Origin of the sequence: Paenibacillus sp. V4I3, from assembly GCF_030817215.1 — a bacterium.
Lineage (GTDB): Bacteria > Bacillota > Bacilli > Paenibacillales > NBRC-103111 > Paenibacillus_E.
Map to the genome: position 1 here is coordinate 751,660 of NZ_JAUSZA010000001.1, position 17,873 is coordinate 769,532.

The 17,873-nt window shown below is 46.6% G+C and carries 18 protein-coding genes; all 18 read right to left on the minus strand.

Annotation, left to right across the window (positions count from 1 at the left end; all coding sequences use genetic code 11):
- Positions 1 to 47: 47 nt before the first annotated feature.
- Complete coding sequence (lysS, locus tag QFZ77_RS03620; RefSeq protein WP_307436231.1) at positions 48 to 1,544, minus strand: lysine--tRNA ligase; 1,497 nt, start codon at positions 1,542 to 1,544, stop codon at positions 48 to 50.
- Between the two features lie 87 nt (positions 1,545 to 1,631).
- Positions 1,632 to 2,108, minus strand: a complete 477-nt coding sequence (gene greA, locus QFZ77_RS03625) for a transcription elongation factor GreA (protein WP_056833844.1) — start codon at positions 2,106 to 2,108, stop codon at positions 1,632 to 1,634.
- A 221-nt stretch (positions 2,109 to 2,329) separates the two neighbouring features.
- Complete coding sequence (gene dusB / locus QFZ77_RS03630) at positions 2,330 to 3,334, minus strand: tRNA dihydrouridine synthase DusB (RefSeq protein WP_307436235.1); 1,005 nt, start codon at positions 3,332 to 3,334, stop codon at positions 2,330 to 2,332.
- 17 nt (positions 3,335 to 3,351) lie between these two features.
- Entirely contained in the window at positions 3,352 to 3,564 is a 213-nt protein-coding gene (locus QFZ77_RS03635; RefSeq protein WP_047682939.1) for a helix-turn-helix domain-containing protein, read from the minus strand.
- Complete coding sequence (gene folK / locus QFZ77_RS03640) at positions 3,546 to 4,061, minus strand: 2-amino-4-hydroxy-6-hydroxymethyldihydropteridine diphosphokinase (RefSeq protein ID WP_307436240.1); 516 nt, start codon at positions 4,059 to 4,061, stop codon at positions 3,546 to 3,548. Before folK ends, QFZ77_RS03635 begins: the two co-directional genes overlap by 19 nt.
- Positions 4,058 to 4,426, minus strand: coding sequence for a dihydroneopterin aldolase (gene folB / locus QFZ77_RS03645; RefSeq protein ID WP_171649103.1), 369 nt, complete (start codon positions 4,424 to 4,426; stop codon positions 4,058 to 4,060). The genes folK and folB overlap by 4 nt, the downstream gene beginning before the upstream one ends.
- Positions 4,427 to 4,444: 18 nt before the next feature.
- Positions 4,445 to 5,269, minus strand: coding sequence for a dihydropteroate synthase (folP, locus tag QFZ77_RS03650; protein ID WP_307436243.1), 825 nt, complete (start codon positions 5,267 to 5,269; stop codon positions 4,445 to 4,447).
- Positions 5,270 to 5,298: 29 nt separating this feature from the next.
- Positions 5,299 to 6,156: an aminodeoxychorismate lyase gene (gene pabC / locus QFZ77_RS03655; protein WP_307436246.1), complete on the minus strand. Its 858-nt coding sequence runs from the start codon at positions 6,154 to 6,156 to the stop codon at positions 5,299 to 5,301.
- 3 nt (positions 6,157 to 6,159) lie between these two features.
- Positions 6,160 to 6,741, minus strand: a complete 582-nt coding sequence (gene pabA / locus QFZ77_RS03660; RefSeq protein ID WP_307436249.1) for an aminodeoxychorismate/anthranilate synthase component II — start codon at positions 6,739 to 6,741, stop codon at positions 6,160 to 6,162.
- Positions 6,742 to 6,774: 33 nt separating this feature from the next.
- Positions 6,775 to 8,337: an anthranilate synthase component I family protein gene (locus tag QFZ77_RS03665; RefSeq protein ID WP_307436253.1), complete on the minus strand. Its 1,563-nt coding sequence runs from the start codon at positions 8,335 to 8,337 to the stop codon at positions 6,775 to 6,777.
- Positions 8,338 to 8,453: 116 nt separating this feature from the next.
- Positions 8,454 to 9,395: a cysteine synthase A gene (cysK, locus tag QFZ77_RS03670; RefSeq protein ID WP_307436256.1), complete on the minus strand. Its 942-nt coding sequence runs from the start codon at positions 9,393 to 9,395 to the stop codon at positions 8,454 to 8,456.
- 112 nt (positions 9,396 to 9,507) lie between these two features.
- Positions 9,508 to 10,458 (minus strand): peptidyl-prolyl cis-trans isomerase, encoded by a 951-nt coding sequence (locus tag QFZ77_RS03675; RefSeq protein WP_307436259.1) that lies wholly within the window; start codon positions 10,456 to 10,458, stop codon positions 9,508 to 9,510.
- A 36-nt stretch (positions 10,459 to 10,494) separates the two neighbouring features.
- Entirely contained in the window at positions 10,495 to 11,361 is an 867-nt protein-coding gene (gene hslO, locus QFZ77_RS03680) for an Hsp33 family molecular chaperone HslO (RefSeq protein ID WP_307436262.1), read from the minus strand.
- A gap of 23 nt (positions 11,362 to 11,384) precedes the next feature.
- A complete protein-coding gene (locus QFZ77_RS03685; RefSeq protein ID WP_029197793.1) occupies positions 11,385 to 12,149 on the minus strand; it encodes a type III pantothenate kinase in 765 nt (254 codons plus the stop codon).
- The gene (gene nadC, locus QFZ77_RS03690) at positions 12,146 to 13,015 is read right to left on the minus strand and encodes a carboxylating nicotinate-nucleotide diphosphorylase (RefSeq protein ID WP_047682967.1); all 870 of its coding nucleotides are present in this window, start codon (positions 13,013 to 13,015) and stop codon (positions 12,146 to 12,148) included. The genes QFZ77_RS03685 and nadC overlap by 4 nt, the downstream gene beginning before the upstream one ends.
- A 1-nt stretch (position 13,016) precedes the next feature.
- Positions 13,017 to 14,627, minus strand: coding sequence for an L-aspartate oxidase (nadB, locus tag QFZ77_RS03695; RefSeq protein WP_307449228.1), 1,611 nt, complete (start codon positions 14,625 to 14,627; stop codon positions 13,017 to 13,019).
- A 119-nt stretch (positions 14,628 to 14,746) separates the two neighbouring features.
- Positions 14,747 to 15,685 (minus strand): quinolinate synthase NadA, encoded by a 939-nt coding sequence (gene nadA, locus QFZ77_RS03700; protein ID WP_047682971.1) that lies wholly within the window; start codon positions 15,683 to 15,685, stop codon positions 14,747 to 14,749.
- A gap of 211 nt (positions 15,686 to 15,896) precedes the next feature.
- Complete coding sequence (gene ftsH / locus QFZ77_RS03705; protein ID WP_307436275.1) at positions 15,897 to 17,849, minus strand: ATP-dependent zinc metalloprotease FtsH; 1,953 nt, start codon at positions 17,847 to 17,849, stop codon at positions 15,897 to 15,899.
- Positions 17,850 to 17,873: the final 24 nt, after the last annotated feature.

Sequence of the window (17,873 nt, forward strand, 5' to 3'; positions counted from 1 at the left end):
TTTTAAAAAGTTTCGAGACACCTCTCGGTGCCTCGAAACTTAAGCAATTATTCTCCTTGACGTTCACGCATAAGCGGAAACAACAGTACATCACGAATGGACGGTGCATTCGTCAATAGCATAACCAGACGGTCAATTCCTATTCCTAGACCACCCGTTGGAGGCATTCCGTACTCAAGCGCACGAATGAAGTCTTCATCCATCTCATGTGCCTCGTCATTGCCTTGCTCTTTCTCACGAAGCTGAGCTTCAAAACGCTCTCTTTGATCAATAGGATCGTTAAGCTCCGTAAATGCATTAGCATGCTCACGCGCTACAATAAAGAGTTCGAAGCGATCCGTGAAGCGCGGATCCTCGGGGTTCTTTTTGGCAAGCGGTGAAATTTCTAATGGGTGTCCGTAAATAAAGGTTGGTTGTATCAAGGTCTCTTCTACAAATGTTTCGAAGAATTGATTCACAATATGACCGAATGTCATATGAGGCTCAACCTGCACATGATGCTCTTTGGCCAAGCGATGAGCTTCCTCGTTCGACATGTGAACGCTAAAGTCCACGCCCTTAACTTCTTTAATGGCATCCACCATGGATACACGTCTCCAGCCAACAGCTAAATTGACTTCATGATCGCCATATGGAACTGTTGTACCACCAAGAACCTCTTGCGCAATATGCGCAATAAGTTCCTCCGTAAGTTTCATGATGTCTTTGTAGTCAGCATAAGCCTCATAAAGCTCAATCATCGTAAACTCCGGATTATGACGCGTAGAGATACCCTCGTTACGATATACACGCCCAATTTCGTACACTTTTTCTAATCCGCCAACAATCAGACGCTTCAAATGAAGCTCAATCGCAATACGCATATGGAGCTGCATGTCTAAAGCATTATGATGTGTGTTAAAAGGACGCGCAGACGCTCCACCAGCTACGGAGTGTAATGTTGGAGTCTCCACTTCTAAATAGCCCAGAGAATCCAAGTACCTACGCATGGACTGAATAATACGGGAACGAAGAATAAATGTTTGCTGTACATCTTGATTCATAATCAAGTCAACATAACGTTGGCGATAGCGAAGCTCTACATCACTAAGACCATGGAATTTATCCGGCAGCGGAAGCAAGGATTTGGTCAAAACTTCAAGCGATTTCACTTTAATAGAAGTTTCGCCGGTTTTTGTTTTGAAAACAACGCCCTGAACCCCAACCATATCGCCTAGATCCAGAAGATCAAAAGCCTGGTATTTGTTCGCGTCTAGTGCATCTTCACGCACATAGATTTGAATTTTGCCTGTAATGTCTTGAAGATGTGCGAAGCTGGCTTTACCCATGCCTCTTTTTTGCATAATACGTCCGGCGATACTGACCTCATGGTGCTCAGCATCCAACTCTTCTTTGGTTTTATCTTGGTAGGCTGTAAGGATTTCTTTGGTTGAATGCGTTCTTACGTATTTGCTGCCAAAAGGATCGACTCCTAGACCGCGAAGCTCGTCCAATTTATTACGGCGAATGACGAGCAATTCGTTCAATTCCAATTCCTGGCTCATGCTTTCATCTCCTACTTATTAGTAAAGGGTGCTAAAACCGGAAAAAAGCTTCCGAAAGGAAGCTTTCCAAAGGAATGCGGCTGCACGCTACTTTTTAATATCAATAATTTGATACTGAATGACGCCAGCAGGAACGACAACGTCAACGTTCGCGCCCCTTTGTTTACCTAAAATAGCTCTACCTACAGGGCTTTCATTGGAAATCTTATTCATCAACGGATCGGATTCCGCCGTACCTACGATGTTATATTCAACCAAATCACCGAATTCCAAGTCCTTCAGCGTTACGATTGAGCCAACACTCACGGTGTTGGTATCGACATCATCGTTATTAATAATACGCGCATTGCGCAGCAATTTTTCTAAAGTAATGATTCTGCCTTCAATAAAAGCTTGTTCGTTTTTCGCGTCTTCGTACTCTGAGTTCTCACTGATATCGCCATATCCGATGGCAACCTTGATTCTCTCAGCTACTTCCCGGCGCTTCACTGATTTCAGATGCTCAAGCTCATCTTCGAGCTTTCTTAAACCTTCTGGTGTAAGAATGACCTCTTTTTCAGCCATTTCCAACTGATCTCCCGTCATGTGAAAGATTTTCATATCGTTGAATCGATGCTTCCTGCTAGGAGTTGGGTCTTAAAAGAGCTGATTCAAGTAGTATGAATTCACGTTTCTTAAATAAGTTAGTTGCTCGTTTGTCTTTCAATATATGCAGGAACACATTAATATTGACTGATTATATTGCAACGGTTTCAAAATGTCAATCTCAACCATAGCTGCATTTTTTATTGTAGTACGGCTGATTCTTCAATCGTGGTTGCATATAGATGCTCGACATAATCATTCAAAGCTCGCACCATTTCATCACGCTTCAACATCTCCATAATCGTATCCTTCACACGTGCCGATCCTGTCATCCCCTTGAGGTACCATGCCATATGTTTGCGCATCTCTTTCACAGCAACATGTTCACCCTTGAGAGCAATAAGTCGGTCCATGTGTAATATCGCGATACGGATCTTCTCTTCGGGTGTCGGCTCAGGCGGTAATTCACCATTGGCAAGGTATTGTACAGTACGGTAAAGCATCCAAGGGTTACCTAACGCGCCGCGCCCAATCATCACGCCATCTACACCCGTATGGTCTAACATGCGTTTAGCATCCTCCGGTGTCACGACATCCCCGTTCCCGATAACGGGAATCGATAGAGCTTGCTTAACATCACGAATGATGTCCCAATCCGCTTTACCTGTATACAGCTGCTCACGTGTACGCCCGTGGACACTAACAGCGCTTCCGCCGCCTCTTTCGACAGCTTTAGCATTTTCTATGGCATAAATGTGCTCGGAATCCCAACCGATACGCATCTTCACGGTTACTGGTTTGCTTACTGCCGCAACAACAGTCGCGATCATTTCTTCGATTTTCTCAGGTTGGAGCAGCCATCTTGCACCCGCATCACACTTTGTGATTTTCGGTACTGGACAACCCATATTTATATCAATAATGTCTGCATTCGTCTGTTGGTCAACGATTCTAGCCGCTTGTACAAGCGTTTCGGTATCGCCACCAAAGATTTGCAGACTTAGCGGTTTTTCTCGATCATCAACATAAAGCATTTCCATCGAGCGGGAATTCCCGTGAACAATGGCTTTATCACTAACCATTTCTGCACAGACTAATCCTGTACCAAATTCTTTGGCTATGAGTCGGAACGCAGGGTTACATACACCCGCCATTGGGGCAAGCACGACTTTATTGGGAGCTTCGACATTTCCTATTTTCAGCACCGAAGATTCCACTCCTCTCATCTCGCAACCGTTGCGACTAACTCATCCGGTTCAATATTCAGAACTTGCGAGATTTTATTTATTATTTTGGTATCCGGTTTACGAGTACCTCTTTCAATAGCACCTAAGATGGCAATCGACACACCGAGTAAATCAGCTAATTCGTTCTGAGTGTACCCTTTTAACTTACGAAAAGCGCGTATACGCTGAGCTACTGAGCTTTTTTCCATAGGATGACGCCTTCCTTTCCTTCCAGTTTCTCCAAATGCGCGGAGATGAATTCAAATGCAGCATCTTGTCGCTTGTAGAGAACCTCAGTGAGAGGAACTAATACAAAAGCCCGCTCATGCATCCGCGGATGCGGAATGATCAAGTCGGGGGTTGTAAGCTGATGGTCGCCGTAAAGGAGTAAATCCAAATCGATCGTTCTCGGGCCCCAGCGCAGATCGCGCGTTCGACCCAGTCTTTTCTCGATGGCAAGCATAGTGAACAACAACTCTTCTGCAGGTAAAACGGTAATGATTTGAATAACCATATTAAGAAAAGCAGACTGATCTACATAGCCAACCGGTTCGGTTTCGTAGATGCTGGACAATCCAGTCACCGTTATGCCCGATTCCTGATTCAGCGCTGTAATCGCATCCTGCAAATAGTGTTCACGATCATCTATATTGGATCCCAATGCGACATAGGCTATCGTGCCTTGTTCTCGTTCTTCGGCTGTCATTCATTTGCCCGCTTTCGGTTAATCTCTACAGTTACCCCGTCAAAAAATACGGCAAAGGGCGGATGCGGCTTAATGACGCGAACCGTCACTTCATTGATACTAGTATAAGTATGCAGCAGCTCGGATGCAATATTTTCTGCTAAAGCTTCAATTAATTTATAAGTGCGGCCTTCCACAACCTCTTTGACTTTGAAAAATACTTCCCCGTAATTAACCGTATCATCCAGATGATCCGACTTGCCGGGTTTGTCCAGCGGAAGCATAAGCTCTACATCTACATAAAAGCGTTGACCGAGCTTATTCTCTTCCGGAAAAACACCATGATTACCAAAAAACTGCATGCGGGAGAGTGTTATTTTATCCAATGTAAGAGCCTCCAAAGTTTAGGTTAACTGCGAACGAATGATGGCATCAGTCATAACCGCTAAACGTTTCATCGCTTGAATATCGTGTACTCTGATCATCCCACAGCCTTGGGCAATTCCAAGCACCACGGTCGATGCAGTTCCTTCCAAACGTTCCTCAGGAGGCAGATTGAGCGTTAGGCCAATGACGCTTTTACGGGATGTGCCTAAAAGGACCGGATATCCGAGACCGACGATCGCACGCAGATGATTCATGAGGAACAGATTCTGCTCGTAGGTCTTGGCAAATCCGATGCCCGGATCTAAAATAATACGCTCTTCCCGAACGCCAACTTCTCTGGCTTGATTCGCATAGAGCTGTAAGTCGGTAGAAATGTCACGGAGAAAATCAGAATAAGTCGGGTTCACACGATTATGCGTAATGATAAACGGACAATCGTAGCTTGCCGCAACTTCTGCCATTCGAACGTCGGCTTGGCCGCCCCAAACATCGTTGATGATATGCGCCCCGGCTTCTAATGCTTGCTTGGCGACATCCGCTTTGTACGTATCTATAGAAATAGGAATGTTTACTTCCTTACTTAGTGCCTCAATGACCGGAATTACCCGTTGCAGTTCTTCTTCTTGCGAAACCTTGGCAAAACCCGGTCGGGTTGATTCTCCCCCGATATCAATGATGTCAACGCCTTCGGCTACCATTTGGCGCGCTCTGCGCACCGCATCCTCTACCCTCACGTAATTCCCACCGTCCGAAAAGGAGTCCGGGGTTACGTTTAATATGCCCATAATGATCGTCCGATCACCAATGGGCAGCTCATGTCCTCTAAAGGATAACACTTTCATTGCCATTCACTTCCTGTTGTTTTCAAATATTAGTTATAAAGCTCGCTAAGTTGGCGGGTTATTGGACCTACAATACCCTTTCCAACAGCGTGAGATTGTCCACTGGGTGTGAACAAAGTCGTAATGGGTACGATCTCTTGTATGGAATTAACGAGAAACACCTCATCGGCTTCCATGAGATCTTCCCATCGGTATAGGCCACCCTGTGTTGGAATCTGCTGCTGCTGTGCCAGCTGTAACACATAAGCCCTTGTGATGCCAGGTAAAATGCCTGTATCAAGCGATGGCGTGTAGCAGGTTTCGTCCTTTATGAAAAAGATGTTGCTCACAATACCCTCAGCTACGTAACCTTCTTCGGTCAGCATCAGGCCTTCTGCGCCAGCTGCCCAGTCATACTTCTGTAATTCTCTTTTGGCCAAGATATTGTTCATATAGTGAAAGGACTTAAATCGGTATAGACCTTCCGGCGTATTACGAGGCAATTTTAGCAGCTGCAGCGCTTTGCCCTGTGCATAAATCTTCTCGTCCCTTGGTGGAAGCGGCTTGATGTAAATGATCTCTGTAGGGTTTTGATAGACGTCTGATGGCAGCCCAAGGATATCAATTCCGGCCGAAACGGAGTATCGGATATATGCATCCTCAAGGTTATTGGCTTTAAGCAGCTCATCAATCAGACGCTGAATATGTGCAAGGTCCGGCTTATAGCCAATCCCAAGCTCACGGCAGCCCTCTGTTAGACGCCGAAGATGCTCGGGCAGCAGGAACGGTTCTTTCTTATAGGTACGAAATGTCTCAAAAAGGCCAAGGCCGTAAAGAAAGCCGTGATCGTAAACCGAGACCACAGCTTCCTTATCATCCGTCAGAATCCCGTTGACACTAATAATCATAGATTAAACTCCTGTTTTGGCCGTGCGGCGAAGAAAATTCCGCAGAATCTGATGACCATGCTGAGTAATGATCGATTCTGGGTGGAACTGCACACCTTCAATTGGATATTCCTTATGGCGTAATGCCATAATTTCACCCTCATCTGTACGAGCACTGACTTCCAAGCAATCAGGAAGCGTCTCTGTTTTCACAATTAAGGAATGGTAGCGAGTTGCAATAAAAGGGGATGGAAGCCCTTCGAACAAGGTTTTACCATCATGGAAAATCTCCGAGGTTTTACCATGCATTAAGCGCTCTGCGCGAATGACGTCGCCGCCAAAAGCTTGACCAATCGATTGATGGCCTAGACAGACGCCGAAGATGGGGATTTTACCCTTGAAATGGTCGATCAGTGATAAGCTAATTCCGGCTTCATTCGGTGTGCAAGGACCCGGAGATATTAAAATATGATCCGGCGACAAAGCCTCAACGCCAGCTAAATCAATTTCGTCATTGCGACGAACGACGACTTCTTCACCGATCTCTCCCAAATATTGGACGAGGTTGTACGTAAACGAATCATAATTATCAATCACTAAAATCATTCTAAGCTCCCCTTTCGTCAGCCCTGCTAGGGCTTAAGCTCGGCTCATGCTCCGCTCGCTATATTCTATCGCTTTCCACATCGCTTTGGCTTTATTCAATGATTCAATATACTCACGCTCAGGAATAGAATCAATGACGATACCAGCCCCTGCTTGAATATGACCCATCCCTTGAACAGCTACCAGCGTTCGTATAATTATATTAAATTCCATATTCCCATTATAGTCAATCCAACCCATGGATCCTGTGTAAGGTCCGCGGCGAACTGGCTCTAATTCTTCAATAATTTCCATGGTGCGAATCTTCGGAGCGCCTGTGATCGTGCCTCCTGGGAAGGTCGCCGCAATGACATCATAGGCGTCCTTCCCCTCTGCGAGCTCGCCGACGACTTCCGAGACGATATGCATCACATGGGAGTAGTATTCGATGACCATAAAGTCTTTCACATGGACGGAGCCGTACTTCGAGATGCGGCCAAGGTCGTTGCGCTCGAGATCGACCAGCATGACGTGCTCGGCGCGCTCTTTGTCGTTGTCGATGAGCTCGCCGGCTAGGCGCAGGTCATCCTGCTCGTCCTTGCCGCGCGGGCGCGTGCCAGCGATAGGACGCGTCCGCAGGACGCCGTCCTCGAGCTGTACGAGCAGCTCTGGCGAGCCGGAGACGAGGGCGAAGCCTGCGAAGCGCAGCAAGCCCATGTAAGGCGAGGGATTGACGATGCGCAGCGCCTCGTAGATCTCCTCCGGCGTCGTGCGCAGCTGCCGGCTCTGTCTAACGGACAAGTTGACTTGGAACACGTCACCTTGGGAGATGTAGGCTTGGATGCGCTGCACCGCCGCGATGTAATCGGCTTTGCCGAAAGCAGGCTGGATGCCTGCGATGCTCTCGACGTCGATGTGCAGCTGCTCGCGCGCGATCGCCGGTTGGTCTGCACCGCTCAGGTGCGAGCCTGACCAGCTGCTGGAGCGGATCGCATGCCAGCGAGCGAGCATCGCCTCAGCCTCAGCGTGCGCCTGTGCGTAAAGCCGCCGAAGATAGATGTCATCGGCTGCACGACTCTTCTCAAGCGGCATATGCACCGCAATGTATAGGCTCTTATCGATATGATCCAAGGTCCATACTTGATCATACATAGCGAAGCTATAATCCGGAATCGGCAAGTCATTTGCCGCTTGCTCCGGGAGTTTCTCAATGGTGCGGATCACGTCATAGCTCCAATAACCTACACAGCCGCCAAGAAATTTAGGGGCTCCTTCGACTTTGGGGCTGTGGTAAGCTGACATCCATTGCTTCACGATATCGAGGGGTTTTCCTTGTAGACGTGATACTTCCGTCTTGCCAGTAGGACTTTTTTTATTGATCATCGTCATTTCCGCATCCAAACCGTTTCCATAAACCGTAGAAAACGGCTGTAGACCGAAGCACGTGTAACGCCCCCCTTTGCCGCTTTCTAAGACAAAAGAATCAGGCGCGGCTTCTTTCCACGCTTCTTGCCAAGAAGCGATCCGGTCGTCGGCAAGTCCCAGTTTAATGACATAAGGCAGCATCGTGTACGTGGAGGACCAATTACGCCACTGTTCTACTGTTGTTAGGATCATACTTGCCCTCCTTCCTGTGACATCCGATGATTAGTTGTCCATTAGTATACTCCAACCTTACACAGAAAAAAAGCCCCCAGCTGCAGCAGCTGAAGGCTCGTTTGTAGTAAGTAATCTTATTGCTCTTCGAATTGATACAATGGCGTAGAAAGGTAACGCTCACCATTACTTGGAATCACAGCAACTACACGTTTGCCTGCGCCAAGTTCTTTAGCAACTTTAAGCGCTGCAAAAATCGCTGCACCTGAAGAGATACCACCAAGGATACCTTCTTCTTTGGCTACACGACGTGAAGTTTCGAAAGCATCTTCGTTTTCTACGGCAATAATTTCGTCGTAGATGCTTGTGTTCAGAATATCTGGAACAAAGCCTGCGCCGATACCTTGAATTTTATGAGGACCTGGCTTGCCGCCGGAAAGTACCGGGGATGCAGCAGGTTCAATGGCATAAATCTTAATGTTCGGGAAGTTTTCTTTCAGTACGCCACCTGCGCCTGTAATTGTTCCGCCCGTACCGATACCCGAGATGAAAGCGTCCAATTTGCCATCGTGAGCATTAATCGCTTCAACGATTTCCGGACCTGTTGTTTCACGGTGAACCTTTACGTTTGCTTGGTTTTTGAATTGTTGCGGGATGAAGTAGGAAGGATTCTCTGCTTGAAGCTCCTCAGCACGTTTGATCGCGCCTTTCATTCCTTCTGCTCCTGGCGTCAGAACCAGCTGAGCCCCATAGGCACGAAGCAGGTTACGTCTCTCCAAAGACATCGTTTCTGGCATAACCAGAATCGCCTTATATCCTTTAGCAGCTGCGACTAAAGCTATTCCGATTCCTGTGTTACCGCTAGTTGGTTCAACAATCGTATCGCCCGGCTTCAATATACCTTCTTGCTCAGCTACTTCGATCATGGAGATGGCAATACGGTCTTTTACACTGGCGCCTGGATTTTGGTACTCAAGTTTCACATAAATCTCTGCGCTTCCTTCTGGAACAACGCGGTTTAGACGAACAAGCGGTGTATCGCCAATCAAATCTGTAATGCTTTGTACTAATCTTGCCATACTATTTCCCCTCCAGGTTAAATAATCGATGATTTCCGAGTTAATTAGTCGGTATTAATACATTCATCTTATCAATGCACTTACTGGTTGTCAACCATATTTTCACAAAATGTCAACGCAATTGAGGGTCAAGAATGCTAACTTTCCATTTCCCTCGAAGCTGCTGAACATAATCCTTGAGAGGCGGCGCTTCCCGAAGCGCTAGCTCTCTCCGCACATTTTCTCGAACGAAAGCAAGATCTGGATTTACTTTCTCTCGCCGATTTTTCAGCTTCACAACCGCGAATCCCTGTGGCAGAGGGACTGGCTTACTCACTTCTCCAACCTTTAAGAGTTTCGCCGCCTCAAGAACGGGAGCAGCAACAAAGGGATCGTCTCCTTCAATCCAACCCAAATCACCGCCGGTGTTATTGGTTGCATCATCCAGGGAACGATCTCTGGCAAGGGTCGCAAAACTCTCTCCTTTTGCCAGCTCCGCAATGACTTTATTTGCTTGATCTTTGGTTGACACGATAATTTGAAGGATATTATATTCGGTATCTTGCTTGAATTCATCGGCATGCGTCTTCATATAGTCTTCTACCTGAGCATCCGTTATCTGAATATGTTTGGTTGCGAGCTTCTCGAGTAACAACTTATTGGTTACATCTTCCTTGATTTCTTGCTCTGACAACCCTAACTGATTTTGCATGGATGCATAAAATTGTTGTTCACTCTCGTAACCTTGCTGCATCCGTTTCAACTCACGGTTAATCTCCGCGCTTCCAATCGAAGTCCCTGTCTCGTTTCCTTCCAGACGTATCACTTCACGATCCAACATTTGACCCAGCAGTTCTGCCCCATAATGACGTTCAAGAGCTGTTTGAAGCTCCAGAATGGTCATATCACGATTTCCAACTTTGGCGACTACCCGATCATTCTTCTGCTCACCCTGCTTCTCAGGTTCTGGTGGTTGACTTGGTTCTGATTGGTTTATGGTATGGGTGACCAGCAAGGATGCGAGCACGAGATTACCTACAGCCATCACGATAATGACTCCCCACAATCGCTTCACGTTCTGCATCCTGACTCCCTCTTTACATCTATAATGCTGCTTGCTCTATAGTTCAATCATCCGCTTCAAATCATCTTCGTTAAAGCGATAAGCTTCATTGCAGAAATGACAAACGACTTCAGCAAACCCTTCATCTTCAAGAATTTCTTGCAGCTCTGTCTTCCCTAAGGAAATAAGCGTAGTTTCAACTCTTTCACGACTGCATTTACAGCGGAACATGACATCCATCTGATCAAGCTTCTGGAAAGATGGTAGTACCGTTTGGAGGATTTCTTCTAGATTCAAACCACCACCGAGCATACTTGTGAAGGATGGAATACGAGAGAGCATCTCTTCAATGTCCCCAATTTCATCATTTGTTAATCCTGGGAGCAGTTGAATAACGAATCCGCCTGAGGCAAGAATGGAGTGATCTGTATTGACCAATACCCCTAATGCAACAGCTGAAGGCGTTTGTTCAGACTTCGCAAAATAATACGTGAAATCTTCAGCCAATTCTCCTGAAACGAGAGGAACGCTGCCTTTATAAGGCTCTTTCATACCTAAATCTTTCGTTATGTACAGAAATCCATCAGTTCCCACTGCAGCAGCTACATCTAGCTTGCCATTCTCCTTAAGGGGAGGATCAACCAACGGATTATCAACATAACCGCGCACCTCACCCTTCGCATTAGCATCGACCACAATTTGACCGATGGGTCCATCGCCTTTAACTTGAACAATGAGATGCTCTTCACCTTTGAGCATGGCTGCAATAAGAAGACTTGCAGCTGCCGTTCTTCCTAATGCGGCCGTGGCCGTTGGTGTTGTTTGGTGTCTTCGGCTAAGTTCTTCTGTGAGGACAGTCGTTTCCACGGCAAAAGCGCGAACTTTTCCCTCTAGCGCCGTTCCTCGAATTAAATAATCGCCCATGTTAAATCCTTTCCTTAAACAGCTTATGCATTTTTCTCATAAATCATTTGTAGACCTTGCAGGGTCAGCAGTGGATTGACGATCTGAATGGTACGAGATTCACTGGATATCAGCTCCGCAAGGCCACCTGTAGCAATAACTGTTGGATTGACATTAAATTCTTGAATGACACGCTCGACAATCCCATCAACTTGGCCTACATAGCCGAAAATAATCCCTGCCTGCATTGCCGCTACGGTATTACGACCGACGACGCTCTTCGGTTTGACCAGCTCGATGCGCGGCAGCTTCGCCGCCTTTTGATATAACGCTTCCGTTGAGATACCGATTCCCGGTGCAATCGCGCAGCCAACAAGCTGCTGGGAAGGATCGATGTAGTCGTATGTGGTGGCCGTCCCGAAATCAACAATGATACAAGGTGCCCCGTACAGTTCAAGAGCCGCGACAGCATTTACTATACGATCAGCGCCGACCTCTTTGGGATTGTCTACACGCACGTTCAGTCCTGTCTTAATGCCAGGACCAACGATGAATGGCGTCCTTTTCAAATAGTGTAAGCAAAGGTTTTCCATTACATTCATAAGCGGAGGAACAACGGAAGAGACAATGACACCTTCCACCTGCGCAAATGAGATGCCCGAGTGTTGAAAAAGGCTATGCAGCTGCATCCCATACTCATCGACTGTCGCTGAACGGTTCGTACTAACCCGCCAGTGATGAAGGAGCGTTCGCTCTTGATAGAGGCCGAGTACAATATTCGTATTCCCAACATCGATAACAAGAATCATAGCGCCGTCTCCTTCCGCTCATTCAGATCTAATGAGATATCCAGCGCTGCAACTGAATACGTCAAGCGCCCAACGGAGATCACATCGACGCCCGTTTCAGCCATCGCTTTAATGGTCTGAGGTGTCACAGAACCTGAGCCCTCTACTACAATATGCGGCGCTTTACTTTTAATTATGGAAACTGCTTCTTTCATCTTCGCAGGAATCATATTATCGAGCATGATGATATCCGCACCAGCCGCTAATGCTTCGTGTAATTGGTCAAAATTCTCGACCTCCACCTCAATCTTCATCGTGTGGGGGATCTGCTGTCGAGCCGCTTGTATAGCTTGTGTGATGCCGCCTGAGCCTTTAATATGATTATCTTTAATCATCACAGCATCGTAGAGTCCGAATCGGTGATTATGACCGCCACCCACTCGTACAGCATACTTTTCAAGCAGTCTGTGTCCCGGAGTCGTCTTCCGTGTATCGACAAGTCTAGTCGGCACGCCTTCTAAAGCATCGACAAACTCACGAGTCTTGGTCGCAATTCCTGATAATCGCTGCATCAAATTAAGACTTAATCGTTCACCTAGCAGAATACTGCGCGTATTGCCTTCCACTTCAGCTAGTATGGTCCCTTTATAAACAGACGATCCTTCAACTACTTTTGTTTCAAAACGAAGAGAAGCATCGACTACTGCAAAAACTTCTTGGGCGATTCTGAGTCCACAGACTATTCCGTCTTCTTTGACGTGGATAATCCCTTTGGACGCATGTTCCAAAGGGATCGTTGTCAGAGTCGTGACATCGCCGGTTCCAATATCCTCTTCCAGCCAAAGCCGAATATGTTTACGAATGAGTTCCATATTTAAATCGAGCATGTTAAATCCACTCCTCAATGCTATCTTCCCCGCGCTTAAAAACAATATGCTTCTTCCATGCTTGATCATCCCGTTCAGGGAAATCTTCCCGGTAATGACCGCCACGACTTTCCTCCCGCGCTAGGGCCGCTGTTGTCGTTAGAAGTGCACAATTAAGTAAATTCGCAAACTCATAATCTTCACGTTTCGTCATCAAAGAACCGAAGATGGAGAGTTGTCTTGCCAATTCATCATACCCTTTTTGCAAGCCTTTGGCTGAACGTTTCAGTCCCGCGTAACGCAGCATAACCTTCTGCAGCTTAAGCTTTTTCTCGACAACAGCTTGATTCGGGATTTCCGTTCTTGGCGCTTCCGATTCAGCACGTATTTGAATATTACCTTGCAAAGGAGGAAGCTCTTGAATCCGTTCAATGATTCTTCTGCCGAACACAATAGCTTCAGATAAGGAGTTACTGGCTAATCGATTAGCGCCATGTACACCTGTAGAAGACACTTCCCCACAAGCAAAAAGACGGCGGACGATCGTTTCTCCGTGAAGATCAGTCTTGACGCCGCCCATCATATAATGAGCTGCGGGAGCAACCGGAATCCAGTCGGTGCTCATATCTAGACCATAGTTAAGACAATATTCATATATCGTTGGGAATCGATGTTTAATTAACTCTTCGGATTCATGCGTTATGTCGATATAGACGAAGGTCGATTTGCAATTCTCCATCTCGTCGACAATGGCACGGGCCACGACATCCCTAGGCGCTAGCTCAAGCTGGGGATGATAAAGCTCCATGAAGCGCTCCCCCTTGATATTGCGGAGATAAGCCCCCTCGCCGCGCACCGCTTCCGAGATCAGGAAGCGCGGAGCACCAGGGTAGCAAAGCGCTGTAGGGTGGAATTGAATAAATTCCACGTCCTGAATTTGCGCACCTGCGCGATGAGCAATAGCAATCCCATCGCCTGTGGCGATGTCAGGGTTTGTGGTGTAGCGGAACAGCTGCCCGGCCCCACCGGAGCAAAGGATCGTGGCATTGCCGCGGACGAATACCCGCTGGCCGCCAGGCTTCTGTACGAGTGCACCATAGCACTCGCCATCTTGCGTGATCAGGTCGATCACGAAGTGATCGTCCCAGATCTCAATGTTCGGATCTTGCTTCGTGCGTTCCGATAGAGCTCGTACAATTTCAGCACCAGTGGCGTCGCCATGCGCATGCAAAATGCGACGCTGACTGTGTGCTCCCTCTTTAGTCAGAGCAAACTCCCCGTTCTCAAGATCGAACTGGGTACCCATCCGAATGAGATCCTGAACGCCGTTGGGACCTTCATGAACGAGAACGTCAACTGCCTCCGGCGAACATAGACCAGCACCTGCGATCAGTGTATCCTGCATATGATATTCCGGTGAATCCTCGTCGGATATAACAGCAGCAATTCCGCCTTGCGCATAGCGTGTGTTACTGTCGAGGAGCGATTTCTTCGTAATCATCAGCACTTTCTTATTTTCACTAGCGCGTAGAGCTGTGAATAAACCTGCAATGCCCGCGCCAATCACAATAACATCTGTATGTACATGAGGAATGGAATCTAAATCTACATCTACGAGGTATCTAGGAATCATGCGTTTCACCTGTTCTTCACCATTAATAGCTCGCAAAGCAACCGATATCCGATGGATTAATCGAATATTGGCATGCTTCGCGAGAGTACCCAACCTATTAAACAAGAGAGTAGCGCATGCTACTTTACTTGTAACATGCGCTCTAAGGACAATCTTGCTTTATCGGCTACATCTTCTGGCACGTAAATCTCTGGTTGCATCGTTTCAAGACATTTCACAATTTTCTTCAAATTGTTTACTTTCATATTCGGGCATACCAAGTATTTGGTTGCAAAATGGAACTGTTTATCTGGACTGTCCAGACGAAGCTGGTATCCAGTTCCATCTTCTGTTCCAACGATAAACTCTTTGCAATCGGACTCTTTGCAATATTTGATAATCGCTGTCGTACTACCAACGAAATCTCCCAGTTTGACTACTTCTGGACGACATTCCGGATGAACAACGAACTGAGCATTCGGATATTGGGCTCTCATTTCTTCCACATCTTTAACGGTCAGCATATCATGTGTATTGCAATAGCCTTCCCAGATGATCACTTTTTTGCTTGTGAATTTTGATACATAGTCACCCAAATTTTTATCCGGCACCCAGATGATCTCATCTGAATCGACGGAATTGATGACGTTGATGGCATTTGCCGATGTACAGCAAATATCTGTTTCTGATTTCACATCCGCAGATGTGTTAATGTAAGCAACCACTTTGGCATTAGGATGCTGGCGTTTCAGAGCACGTAAACCTTCTACATTCACCATATCCGCCATCGGGCAGCCTGCACGTTCGTCAGGAATAATGACTGTTTTGTTAGGAGCAAGAATCTTAGCACTTTCCCCCATGAAATGTACGCCACAGAATACAATTACATCTGCATCGGTTTGCGCTGCCTTCTGAGCAAGCAGAAAGGAATCCCCCCGGAAATCGGCAACCTCTTGAACTTCGTCACGTTGATAATAATGAGCAAGAATAATAGCATTCCGTTCTTTCTTAAGCTGCAGCAACCGTTCTTTGAGTTCGCGGTTCTGCTCCGCTTTGCGTTCTAATGCTAGAGCTTCCATGTGCTTCCTCCCCTGTCTGGGATGTATAATGTACTTCTTGTCTATCTAAAAATAGGATTAACAGTAGTATGTTCTAATCGTAATAAAATTAGAGATTTACAACTAATTTACACATTCTCACATCCCCTGTCAATGCGCAAATATACCGAAAAAACCAGAAAATCCGGGTACACCTGACGTGTACACCGGATTTACGAGTTGCTATTGCTTGTTACTCTTCGGAATGATCCGAATTGGAATCTTTATCTTTGTTTAACTCTAATTTGTTGCTTTCGCTAGATTGGCTTTGTCCTTGAATGTTCACTTTGACCTCTTCGTCATCCGCGCTTGCATTCAATTTGCCTTTCTCTAGAAGCTCGATGATTTCGTCTTTATCGAGTGTTTCTTTCTCAAGCAGCGTTTTGGCTACGAGATGAATCTGATCCGCATGCTCTGTAAGCATCGCACGAGCACGTTCGTAACAAGTGCGAATAAAGCTTTGCATCTCTTGATCAATCTCATAAGCAATCGCATCACTATAGTTTTGCTCATGTCCGATATCGCGGCCTAAGAATACTTGGCCTTGCGAGCTACCGAACTGCATCGGTCCAAGCTTATCGCTCATTCCGTATTCCATGATCATGCGACGAACAATCCCGGTTGCTTTCTGGAAGTCACTATAAGCCCCAGTGCCAATTTCTCCGATAAATAGTTCTTCGGAAACACGACCTCCCAGGAGTCCTGTTACTTTATCCAGCAATTCGTTCTTCGTCTGCATCATGCGATCTTCGCCTTCTTTGGGCAGCATCATGACATAACCGCCAGCGCGTCCACGCGGAACGATCGTGACTTTGTGCACCATATCGGCATTCTCTGCATAATAACCAATGATCGCGTGTCCGGCTTCATGATAAGCAACAATGCGCTTCTCAGACTCACTGATAATCCGGCTTTTCTTCTGCGTACCTACAATAATACGGTCAAAAGCTTCCTCGATCTCAGCCATCGAAATGTCTTTACGGTTACGACGAGCAGCAATCAAAGCTGATTCGTTCAATAGATTCTCAAGATCTGCACCTGTGAATCCAGTTGTGTAGCGAGATAAGGCGTCCAGCTTCACGTCTTTGGCAAGTGGTTTGTTGCGAGCATGTACTTTCAGTACAGCTTCGCGGCCTTTGATGTCAGGACGATCTACCGTGATTTGACGGTCAAAACGACCTGGACGCAGTAAGGCTGGGTCAAGGATATCTGGGCGGTTAGTCGCTGCAACGATAATGATACCTTCGTTCGCGCCAAAGCCGTCCATTTCTACCAGCAATTGATTAAGTGTTTGTTCACGCTCGTCATGTCCGCCGCCTAAGCCAGCGCCACGTTGACGACCTACAGCATCGATCTCATCGATAAAAATGATACAAGGTGAGTTCTTCTTCGCATTCTCGAACAAGTCACGAACACGGGAAGCACCGACACCGACGAACATCTCAACGAAGTCAGAACCAGAAATACTGAAGAAGGGTACGCCTGCTTCACCAGCGACAGCTCGTGCAAGAAGGGTTTTACCGGTTCCTGGAGGACCATTGAGCAGAACACCTTTAGGAATTCTAGCACCAACAGCTGCGAATTTCCGTGGATCTTTGAGGAATTCGACAACCTCGATCAATTCTTGCTTCTCTTCGTCAGCTCCTGCCACGTCTTCAAATGTGACACGTTTTTTCTCCTCATTATATAAGCGGGCACGGCTTTTGCCGAAGTTCATCACTTTGCCGCCGCCACCTTGAGCCTGATTTAACAGGAAGAAAAACAAGATGAAGATAATGACGAATGGGATGATGGAAGTTAGGAAACTAATCCAAACGCTATCCCGTTCCATAGTCTCGTACGTTTCGGATGGAACGCCATTCGCTTCAATCAGCTGGACGACCATAGGCTCGAACGGAGCATGGGTTTCGAAGCTCTTCTTATCAGCACCACTTGGTGGGTTAATGTACTTACCTTTAATCAAATATGTGTATCCATCAAACTTTAAGGTCACGGACTCCACATTTTTGTTAACCACCGCTTGGCGGAATTTATCGTAAGTAATTAACTCCTTTTGCTCGTTTTGGGTACTAATGAAATGGACGATACCTACAGTAACCAAAAATATAAGTAAATAAAAGCCGGTATTCCGGATAATTCGATTCATCCCGAGCCTCCTCTCAAACGGCAC